The sequence below is a fragment of the Massilia sp. P2_C2 genome (genome assembly GCF_056404615.1).
The window spans coordinates 1-10,254 of sequence record NZ_JBFUDR010000239.1; the positions used below are offsets into that span (position 1 = coordinate 1).

At 63.6% G+C, this 10,254-nt stretch carries 8 protein-coding genes; 4 read left to right on the forward strand and 4 right to left on the reverse strand.

The features are described from left to right. The first annotated feature begins 573 nt into the window (after nt 1-573). Both leuA and AC1DYX_RS22690 read left to right on the forward strand, forming a co-directional pair. Nucleotides 574-2,253, forward strand: coding sequence for a 2-isopropylmalate synthase (leuA, locus tag AC1DYX_RS22685; RefSeq protein ID WP_477263030.1), 1,680 nt, complete (start codon nt 574-576; stop codon nt 2,251-2,253). 217 nt (nt 2,254-2,470) lie between these two features. Beyond that, nucleotides 2,471-2,791 (forward strand): hypothetical protein, encoded by a 321-nt coding sequence (locus AC1DYX_RS22690; protein ID WP_477263032.1) that lies wholly within the window; start codon nt 2,471-2,473, stop codon nt 2,789-2,791. Nucleotides 2,792-2,819: 28 nt separating this feature from the next. On the opposite strand, the gene AC1DYX_RS22695 is transcribed toward AC1DYX_RS22690, so the two are convergent. From AC1DYX_RS22695 to AC1DYX_RS22710, 4 genes are all read right to left on the reverse strand, one after another. Further along, entirely contained in the window at nt 2,820-3,221 is a 402-nt protein-coding gene (locus tag AC1DYX_RS22695) for a PRC-barrel domain-containing protein (protein ID WP_477263034.1), read from the reverse strand. 87 nt (nt 3,222-3,308) lie between these two features. Further along, nucleotides 3,309-5,009, reverse strand: a complete 1,701-nt coding sequence (locus tag AC1DYX_RS22700) for a methyl-accepting chemotaxis protein (protein ID WP_477263036.1) — start codon at nt 5,007-5,009, stop codon at nt 3,309-3,311. 269 nt (nt 5,010-5,278) lie between these two features. Then, complete coding sequence (locus AC1DYX_RS22705) at nt 5,279-6,340, reverse strand: M48 family metallopeptidase (protein ID WP_477263038.1); 1,062 nt, start codon at nt 6,338-6,340, stop codon at nt 5,279-5,281. 5 nt (nt 6,341-6,345) lie between these two features. After that, a complete protein-coding gene (locus tag AC1DYX_RS22710) occupies nt 6,346-7,545 on the reverse strand; it encodes a YjgN family protein (RefSeq protein ID WP_477263040.1) in 1,200 nt (399 codons plus the stop codon). 194 nt (nt 7,546-7,739) lie between these two features. Here AC1DYX_RS22710 and AC1DYX_RS22715 point away from each other — a divergent pair, with 194 nt between their 5' ends. Together AC1DYX_RS22715 and kdsA are read left to right on the forward strand one after the other, a co-directional pair. Next, complete coding sequence (locus AC1DYX_RS22715; RefSeq protein ID WP_029756773.1) at nt 7,740-9,434, forward strand: CTP synthase; 1,695 nt, start codon at nt 7,740-7,742, stop codon at nt 9,432-9,434. Next, nucleotides 9,431-10,254 (forward strand): 3-deoxy-8-phosphooctulonate synthase (gene kdsA / locus AC1DYX_RS22720; protein ID WP_477263043.1); only part of this gene is annotated, 824 nt, incomplete at its 3' end. The genes AC1DYX_RS22715 and kdsA, both read left to right, overlap by 4 nt.

The window sequence follows — 10,254 nt, forward strand, 5'->3', positions numbered from 1 at the left end:
AGTAGGACGTTGGACCAAAGCGCGCTGAACAAGTTCCGGATCTCGTCAGCGAATGTCCGCTGCCGGTGCACGTATCGACACATTCGAGCATCAACTTGCAAGTTAGGTCGCACCTCTGTATATTGAAAAAATGCTCATCGCGAACATCACCTTTCTGACTTCCCTAGCGCACGTTGCCGGCCTACCGGCAACGCGTATCGCGCTAGTGCTACCGCATCTAGCCTGATCGCCCAGCCGCTGCGTCCAGCAGCCGCGCCCGCAATCGAACGCAGTGCCGTACCACGATTTGTCAGAACAGGGTTCGCCTCCATGCTCTCTCCCGTCTTCAGCGTCATCATTCCGTCTTTGCTCGCCCAGCGCGCCACCCCCGCGCGCGTTCGTGCACAGCGCACGCTACGACTAGCGACCGGTTGCCTGGCCACGTGCTCCGTGGCAGCCGGGCAGCCCATCCGCCACATCTGACATCCATCCGGATGACCTGAACCGCATGCGCGCGCGCTGCCAAAGCATCGCCGGCAATGCGGCAGGCCTCGTCACGCCCTCATTTTTACCCACCCTGAAAAGGAGCAGTCCATGTTGTCGAACCCCGCAGCGAAATACCGTCGTTTCCCCACCGTCCCCGCCATCTCCCGCGCCTGGCCGGACCGCGTCATCGAACACCCGCCGATCTGGATGAGCACGGACCTGCGCGACGGTAACCAGGCGTTGATCGAGCCAATGAGCGTGGCGCGCAAATTGCGCATGTTCGAACAGCTCGTGAACATCGGATTCAAGGAAATCGAAGTGGCATTTCCCTCCGCTTCGCAAACGGATTTCGATTTCGTGCGCAAGCTGATCGAGGAAGACCGCATTCCCGCCGACGTGACCATCGAGGTATTGACCCAGTCGCGCGAAGACCTGATCCGCCGCACCGTCGATTCGCTGCAGGGCGCGCGCCGGGCCATCGTCCACCTCTATAATCCGATCGCGCCGGCGTTCCGTCGCATCGTGTTCGGCACGACCCGGGAAGACGTCAGGCAGATCGCGCTGAACGGCACCCGTCTGATCAAGCAGCTGACCGACGAGCGCCCCGGCACGGAATGGGTATTCGAGTACTCGCCGGAGACGTTCAGCATGACCGAGCTGGATTTCTCGAAGGAGGTGTGCGATGGCGTTTCCGCGATCTGGCAGCCGACGCCGGAACGGAAGATGATCATCAACCTGCCGTCGACGGTCGAGTGCAGCACGCCGAACGTGTATGCCGACCAGATCGAATGGATGCACCGGCATCTCGAGCGCCGCGACGCCATCGTCCTGTCCGTGCATCCGCACAACGACCGCGGCACGGCCGTCGCCTCGGCCGAACTGGCGGTGATGGCGGGCGCGGACCGCGTCGAAGGCTGTTTGTTCGGGAACGGTGAACGCACCGGCAACGTGGACCTCGTCACCCTGGCGCTGAATCTGTACACGCAGGGCATCCACCCCGGCCTCGATTTTTCCGACATCGATGACGTCCGCCAGTGCGTCGAGGAATGCAACCAGCTGCCCGTCCACCCGCGCCATCCATATGCCGGCGATCTCGTCTTCACCGCCTTCTCCGGCTCGCACCAGGACGCCATCAAGAAAGGTTTCGCGCAGCAGAAGCCGGACGCGATCTGGGAGGTGCCCTACCTGCCGATCGACCCGGCCGACCTGGGCCGCAACTACGATGCCGTGATCCGCGTGAACAGCCAGTCGGGCAAGGGCGGCATCGCCTGGCTGCTCGAACAGGAATACGGCCTGGCGCTGCCGCGCCGCCTGCAGATCGAGTTCAGCCGCGCCGTGCAGCAGGCGACGGACAGCAGCGGMCGCGAAGTSGGCGCCGCCGACATCCAYGCGATCTTCCGCSGCGAATACCTGGACGTCGAACAGCACCATGTCTATCACGGCCACGCCATGTCGTCCAATTCCGGCGACGAGGGCACGCGCCTCAGCGTCGACATCGAGATCGACGGCGTGCGCGCGACGCGCCACGGCACCGGCAACGGCCCGATCGACGCCTTCGTCAATGCGCTCGGTCTCGACGTCAAAGTGATGGATTACCAGGAACACGCCATCGGCAGCGGCGCCGGCGCCCAGGCGGCCTGCTACGTCGAACTGCGCGTCGGCAGCGGCGGTTCGCTGTTCGGCGTGGGCCTGGCCAGCAGCATCATGACCGCCTCGTTCAAGGCCATCCTCAGCGGTGTGAACCGCCATTTTGCGGCCGCGCAGGCGCGTGAGGACCAGGCAGCATAAGCGCCAAAGGAGTGGGCCGACGCTCCCTGGCGCAGTGCGGCGTCAAGCCCTATGCGGGCATGCGGTTTTACGACTGATGTCGCTGAGCCTGGGATGGTTGCATATCGTGCTGTTGGCTTGGGCGCTCGTGGAGATGTCTTGCTGATGTGAATGTCAGAAAGAAATAACCAGTGTATATATGTACAATATCGGAGTTAAAACTTTCACGAAGAGAAAAATGCGTAAATTTATCCTTGTAGTTGTTCTTCTGTTATCGCCAGTTTGTTCTTTTGCAGGGGCCAGCAGAGATGTCGTTACCTGGTATTTAGTAGAGAACGGTAGCCGTTTCTTATTTGCGGCCGGAACGGTGAGTTCCAAAGCTGCCTGCAGTAATGGACAATGGGCGGTAAGCCTGACTGGGCCAAACGCGGCTGGAGGGAAGGCAATCATGGCTGCAGTGCTCCTCGCGGCGGTTCAGAAAACGCCTATTAGCGTTAGCGGCACCGGGGTTTGTGACGTTTTTGGGGATCGGGAAACCGTCGCGTTTATCACCAATTAATGATGATCTGAATCGGCCCAACTTCAGCTCAGGCCGCCTGCACGCCGTAGTAAGCGTGCACTTCGCCCATCCAGCGCGTATCCGCCATGTCCGGCCAGTGGTCGGTATCGAACCCGGGCGCGTTCTCGATGCGCTCCCGCGGGATGTCCATCGTGAAGCGCTTGTGCCGCGGGTCGAGGGTCAGTGCCTGCCACGGCACGGCGAACAGCTTTTCGCCCAGCCCGAGGAAGCGGCTGGACGACATCACGGCATAGGCGATGGCGCCCGTGCGCATGTCCACCATGAATTCCTTGATGACGCCCAGGTGCTCGTTCTGCAAGTTGTGGACATGGTCGCCGATCAGGGTATTCGCGCCCATCAGTTCCGGGCCCGGACCCTTGCCGTGCTTGTTCTTGTACATGCCGTAGTCGTCGCGTTCTTCGTAGGACATCGTCTTCTCCCTGCATCCTGCTGACTGGAAGCAGCAGGATACCTGAGTCGGGCGACGCGGTCCGGCTTCACGCGCGTAACGGACCCGTCAGAAAGTTTCCCACTCGTCGGTGGTGGCCGCGCTCTTCACGGCCACCTTGGGCTGGGCCGGCTTGACGGTGCGCGCGCGGACCGGTGCGGCGACGAGGGGGCGCGCCGGCGCCTTCTTCGGGACGGCGGTCCTGGGCGCGGACACGGCCTGCGTGTCGAGATGGAACAGGCTCACCACTTCGGCCAGCTTGTCGGCCTGCTCGCTCAGGGCGGTGGCGGCCGCCGCCGATTCCTCGACGAGCGCGGCGTTGTGCTGGGTGGAGGAATCCATGTCGGCGATGGCGCGGTTGACCTGTTCGATGCCCGTGCTCTGCTCGCCGCTGGCGCTGGCGATCTCGGCGACGATGTCGCTGACCTTGCGGATGCTGTCGACCACTTCGCTCATCGTCGTACCGGCCTGGTCGACGAGCTTCGTGCCGTCCTCGACCTTGCTCACGGAATCGACGATCAGCTGCTTGATTTCCTTCGCCGCCGCGGCCGAGCGCTGGGCCAGCGTGCGCACCTCGCCCGCCACGACGGCGAAGCCGCGGCCCTGTTCGCCGGCACGGGCGGCTTCGACCGCGGCGTTCAGCGCCAGGATATTGGTCTGGAACGCGATGCCGTCGATGACGCTGATGATGTCGACGATCTTCTTCGATGAATCGTTGATCGCGCCCATGGTCTGCACGACCTGGTCGACGACGGCGCCGCCCTGGGTGGCGATTTCCGACGCGGCGATCGACAGCTGGCTCGCCTGGCGCGCATTGTCGGCGTTCTGGCGCACGGTGCCCGTCAGTTCCTCGACCGTGCTGGCCGTCGTGCCGAGCGAGCCGGCCTGTTGTTCGGTGCGGCTCGACAGGTCCATGTTGCCGGCCGAGATCTCGGCCGACGCGGTGGCGATGGTGTCGGTGCCGCTGCGCACCTGCGAGACGATCGCCACGAGGCTGTCGTTCATGTGGCGCAGCGCGCGCAGCAGGGCGCCCGTTTCGTCGTTGCCCTTCGCTTCGATGTGCTGGGTGAGATCGCCGGCCGCGACCTTCTCGGCCACGTCGACGGCCTGGCGGATCGGCCGGACGATGGCACCCGCGAGCAGCCACGCGCACACGGCGCCGAACAGCACGGCCACGCCGGCCAGCGTGCCGATCATGCGCGCGCTGTTGCGGTTGGCGTTGTCGATGTCGTGGGCGATGGCGTCGATGTGGTCCTGCTGCATCTTGACCAGGTCGGCCAGCTTGCCTTCGTAGGCATCCGATGCCGGCATGTATTCCTGGCTCAGGATGCGTGCGGCCATCTCGGGATCGCCGTCGGCGCGTGCCTTGACGGCCTTTTCCTTCGCCGCCGTATAGGCCTTGCGCAGTTCGCCGATGCGGTTGAACAGGGCGCGTTCCTCGTCGCCTACCAGCAGCGGTTCGATTTTCTTGATCAATTCGGTCGTATGGGCGGCCGTCTTCACCCCGTCGGCCTTGAAGAATTCCACCAGGCTGGGGTCCGAGCTCTTGACGATGGCGGCGGTGCGGCGCACGGCGCCGAAGGTCTGGGTATGCCAATCGGCCATCATGCGTTCCTTGGCCAGCGGTACGGCCATCATCGCGCGCGTGGCGTCCGCGATCGCATTCAGGCGCCAGATGGCCGCCGTGGCAATGACGAGAGTGAGCCCCAGCACGAGGGCGAAGCCCACGCCGAGACGTTTCGCAATATTCATTTTGGCGAAGTAGCCCATATGATCGGTCCTTACGTGAAGCGTGATTGTTGTGTCCCCTTCACGGTTCGGCATGCAGGAGGTCTATGGTTGCGGCAAAATTTTGATTTGCCGTATTGACAACCAGAGAAAAATCCGTACCGGAAAGTGTCCCCGGTCCGATTCTACTGAGAGACAGATGGATTTCGTTACTTTTGGGAATGGATGGGCCAGAAAATACGTGAAGATACGTATTGAGCGTTGGCCTTAGGTAACAGTTTCATGCCACCTGAACAATGGTAGCGAGAGACTCAGGGGCGGGCGCGCAAGCGGGCGATGCGCTCGTCGGTGGCTGGATGCGTTGACAGGTAGTTCAGGGAGTGGCTCAGCCAGCGCGGGAGCCTGGCGGCACCAGGATACTGGCGTTCCAGCGTCTGCAGAATGTTGACGAGACTGTCCGGTGCGCGCCCGTTGCGACGCAGTACAGCGACAGCGTAATCGTCCGCCTCCAGCTCCATGTCGCGCGAATATTGCATTTGCGTCAGCACGGCAGGAAGGCCTGCGGCAACGGCGCTGAAGTCGCCGAACATGATGGCGGACAGCGCGGACGAGAGAGAAGAGGTCATCAGGATACGGATGGTATGGCGCCGTTCGATATGGCCGACCTCGTGCCCGATCACGCCCAGCAATTGCGCTTCGCCAGCGGTGTCGAGCCGTCCGTCCCGGTTCAGCACGAGGCGGACCATCTCGTCAGTGACGATGATGGTACCGTCGGACAATGCCAGCGCATTGGCGCCGAGGGCGTCGTCGCTGTCGCGCGGGTCGGAGGAGGCTACGATCAGGCGTAACGGCATGCGCGGGTGGGCTGGCCGGGCTCGCGCCAGCAGGGCCTCGACCTCGGCGACGCGTTCGGCGTTCAGGTGCGTCGGTGCTATCGTATGTCGGGCTTCCAGGCCGGCCAGTGCGATCCGGCCGACGTCCAGATCGAGCGATGCCGGCAGGCGTGCTGCGATGCGCTCGGCGGCCAGCGGGACGCCGCGCACATAGCCCAGAACGAGCAGCGTTACCAGCAGGGCCAGCGCGAGCAGGGCCGCGGGCCAGCGTTCCTGCCAGCGCGTCACGCGGCTCTTGCGGTATCCGATGGCGTCGAGCAACTGCTGTCGCGCCACGTCCGGTAATACTTCGCAGGTGGCGCCGTCGCCGAGGCGCAGCACGAGCGGTGCGCGCGCGAACGGTTCCGCCACTTGTATCGTGTCGAGGGGGACGCTGCATTCCATCTCGGGCGTGACGATGTGCAGGTGGCCGGCGTCGACGGCCAGCCGGGCCGGGTGCAGGCGGCCGTTGCGTCCGTCGAAATAATGGGCAGGCGTCATGGCGTTCACCAGGAAAGATCCACGCTGAGGAAGTCGGCCATGCCGTCGCCGCCGGCGGCCTGCGGCGGGCGGGTGGCCATCATGGTCGCCAGCTCGACGCCATGGGGGGCATGCACGTGCACATGGGCCAGGCGGTAGCGCCACGTGCGGACTGCCGCGAAGGGGCGGAACAGGCCCAGGGTCAGCAGGGTCAGCACGAAGTTTTCGGCCTGCAGCCGCAAGTAGGCGCGCGGTCGCATGTCGCATGTGATGCGTACGCCGGGAAACGAGGTCGCCGACCAGGCCAGGTTGTCCATGCGGACCGTGATGAAAGGGCTGCCGATCAGCACGAACAGGCCGCCGATGGTCACGAAGAAAACGATCGGCACCAGATTATCCAGGACATGCTCCCAGATGTCGGCTCTCGGACCGGAACGCCCGATCAGCACCAGGGCCACGGCGCCGATCATCAGCACGACGAAAATGGCAGCAAGCACCAGGATCACGGGCACATACGGTTTCGCCAGTCCGGCGTTGGACAGGGCAAAGCCGGCGCGCCGGTCGCCATACATCAGGTGCCGGTGCTGGTAACCTTTCGTCGCGCCATGTAATAACGGCAAGGATACGTAGAGCAGGATGGCGATGTCCAGCAGGGTACTGTCGGGCATGATCTCGTCCACCACATCGGGCAGCAAATAAACCGCCACCGGCAGCAGATAGACGAAATAGGCTTTTCCCATTGCGTCCGCGAAGCCGAACGGCAAACCTCGGTACCAGGTATTTGCCAGGCGAAAGCGCAGCGCAGAACACAGGATGTACGGCAGGCCGGCCAGCAGCAGGATCACGGTCAGCAGGGCAGCCGTGGGTGCGAAACCGGAAGCCACGTAGCCACCGGCCAGCAGCAGCACAGCCAGGATGCGGCCGCGCAGGATCGCTTTCGGATCGCCGCGGAAGTCGAAGCCGGCGTCGGCGAGCCGGGTATTGCGGTAGAAGTACTGGAGCCGGCGGGTTTTCGCCCACGCCGAATAGACGCCGAGCGTGACGACGGACAGCAGGAGGTTGACGATCCAGATCCGGAAATACTCGGCTCCGCTGCCATTGAACGCAAAGGCCAGCGGCTGCGCTGCGGACGTAGCGTCCGTGCCGGGCGTGGCCGCCATGATGGAGGCGCCGTCCGGTGCGGCGACGGCTTCCGGGGCCCCGGCGGGTGCGCTCCAGTCGTCCATTATTTTGTTGATGGAAAGAAAAGATGTCAGTGTAACTACATTTTTCCGGTTTTGGCAATTTGGGAACAAATAAGCGTCGACCAGGTGTCAAAGCTGTGTCATTGCCATTGTTGCCAAGTTGGAATGAAGAAGTATTTGCAGGTTTAAGGTATAATTTCTATTTCCCGCGCGTGCCGTTCGGCACCTTCTGCACAATGACCAAATTCGTATTCGTCACTGGCGGCGTCGTGTCTTCCCTGGGTAAAGGGATCGCGGCCGCCTCCCTCGCCGCGATCCTCGAATCGCGCGGTCTCAAAGTCACCATGCTCAAGCTCGACCCGTACATCAACGTGGACCCGGGCACGATGAGCCCTACCCAGCACGGTGAAGTGTTCGTCACCGACGACGGCGCCGAGACCGACCTGGACCTGGGCCACTATGAGCGCTTCATCAGCACGCGGATGAAGAAGGTGAACAACTTCACCACCGGCCAGATCTATGAATCCGTGATCCGCAAGGAACGTCGCGGCGAGTACCTCGGCAAGACCGTGCAGGTGATCCCGCACATCACCAACGAGATCCAGGATTACATCCGCCGCGGCGCCGAAGGCGTCGACGTGGCGCTCGTCGAGATCGGCGGCACCGTCGGCGACATCGAATCGCTGCCGTTCCTGGAAGCCGCGCGCCAGCTGTCGCTGCGCCAGGGCCGCAAGGGCGCCGCGTTCGTGCACCTGACGCTGGTGCCGTACATCTCGTCCGCCGGCGAACTGAAGACCAAGCCCACGCAGCACTCGGTGCAGAAGTTGCGCGAGATCGGTATTTCGCCGAACGCGCTGCTGTGCCGTGCCGACCGCCGCATCCCGGACGACGAGCGCGCCAAGATCTCGCTGTTCGCCAACGTGGAAGAGCAGGCCGTCATCTCCGTGTGGGACGTCGACACGATCTATAAAGTGCCGCAGGTGCTGCACGACCAGGGTCTCGATGACATCATCCTGGATGCCCTCGGCATCGAGGCGCCGCAGGCCGACCTGTCGATGTGGACGAAGCTGATCCACACGCTGGAAAACCCGAAGCACGAAGTCACGATCGGCATGGTCGGCAAGTACGTCGACCTGATCGAGTCGTACAAATCCCTGACGGAAGCGCTGCGCCACGCCGGCATCCACACGGAAAGCCGCGTCAACATCGAATACATCGACTCGGAAGAGATCGAGTCGACGGGCTGCGCCAACCTGGCCAAGTACGACGCCATCCTCGTGCCGGGCGGCTTCGGCAAGCGCGGCGTGGAAGGCAAGATCATGGCCGCCCGCTATGCCCGCGAAAACGGAATCCCGTACCTGGGCATCTGCCTGGGCATGCAGGTCGCGCTGATCGAATACGCGCGCCACATGGCCGGCCTGCCGAACGCCAACTCGACGGAATTCGATCCGGAGACCGACCAGCCGGTCGTCGCCCTGATCAATGAGTGGCAGAACCACGACGGCAAGGTCGAGAAGCGCGACATCAATTCCGACCTGGGCGGCACCATGCGCCTCGGTGCGCAGACCTGCGCCGTGAATCCGGGTACGCTGGCCGCCGAGATCTATGGCAACGTCGTGACGGAGCGCCATCGCCACCGCTACGAAGCGAACAATTACTACCTGCCGAAGGTCGAAGCGGCGGGCCTCGTCGTCGCCGCGCGTACGCCGAACGAAGACCTGTGCGAGATCATGGAACTGCCGCGCAGCGTGCACCCGTGGTACATGGGCGTGCAATTCCACCCCGAGTTCAAGTCGACGCCGCGCAACGGCCATCCGCTGTTCTCGTCGTTCATCAAGGCCGCTTTGGCCCACCAGGCGGCCAACGCCAATCCGCAGGCAGCAAATGTCAACAAATTCGCCGCGGTGGCCCTGCAAGGAGACGCAGCATGAAACTGTGCGGATTCGACGTCGGCCTCGACCAGCCGATCTTCCTGATCGCCGGCACCTGCGTGATCGAATCGCGCCAGATGGCGCTGGACGTCGCGGGCGAGCTGAAGGAAATCACGAGCGCGCTGGGCATCCCGTTCATCTATAAATCGTCGTTCGACAAGGCCAACCGTTCGTCCGGCAAGTCGTTCCGCGGTCCCGGCATGGAAAAGGGCCTGGAGATCCTGGCCGACGTGCGCAAGGAGATCGGCGTGCCCGTGCTGACGGACGTGCACACCGAGGAAGAGATCCCGGTCGTCGCGAGCGTCGTCGACGTGCTGCAGACGCCGGCCTTCCTGTGCCGCCAGACCGACTTCATCAACGCCTGCGCCCGTTCCGGCAAGCCCGTGAACATCAAGAAGGGCCAGTTCCTGGCGCCGGGCGACATGAAGAACGTGATCGACAAGGCCCGAGCGGCCGCTGCCGAAGCCGGTCTGCCCGACCAGTTCATGGCCTGCGAGCGCGGTGTCTCGTTCGGCTACAACAACCTCGTGTCCGACATGCGTTCGCTCGCCATCATGCGCGAGTCGAACTGCCCCATCGTGTTCGACGCCACCCACTCGGTGCAGCTGCCGGGCGGGCAGGGGACGTCGTCCGGCGGCCAGCGCGAGYACGTGCCCGTGCTGGCGCGCGCCGCCGTCGCGGCGGGCGTGTCGGGCCTGTTCATGGAAACACATCCGAATCCGGCCTGCGCGCTGTCGGACGGCCCGAACGCCGTGCCGCTCGCCCGCATGAAGGATTTGCTGACCACCCTGGTCGATATCGACCGCATCGTCAAGAAGGC

Coding starts and splice junctions, on each gene's coding strand:
- AC1DYX_RS22690 (WP_477263032.1), top strand. CDS start 2,471: ATGCGTAAATTTATCCTTGTAGTTGTTCTTCTGTTATCGCCAGTTTGT.
- AC1DYX_RS22695 (WP_477263034.1), bottom strand. CDS start 3,221: ATGTCCTACGAAGAACGCGACGACTACGGCATGTACAAGAACAAGCAC.
- AC1DYX_RS22700 (WP_477263036.1), bottom strand. CDS start 5,009: ATGGGCTACTTCGCCAAAATGAATATTGCGAAACGTCTCGGCGTGGGC.
- AC1DYX_RS22705 (WP_477263038.1), bottom strand. CDS start 6,340: ATGACGCCTGCCCATTATTTCGACGGACGCAACGGCCGCCTGCACCCG.
- AC1DYX_RS22710 (WP_477263040.1), bottom strand. CDS start 7,545: ATGGACGACTGGAGCGCACCCGCCGGGGCCCCGGAAGCCGTCGCCGCA.
- AC1DYX_RS22715 (WP_029756773.1), top strand. CDS start 7,740: ATGACCAAATTCGTATTCGTCACTGGCGGCGTCGTGTCTTCCCTGGGT.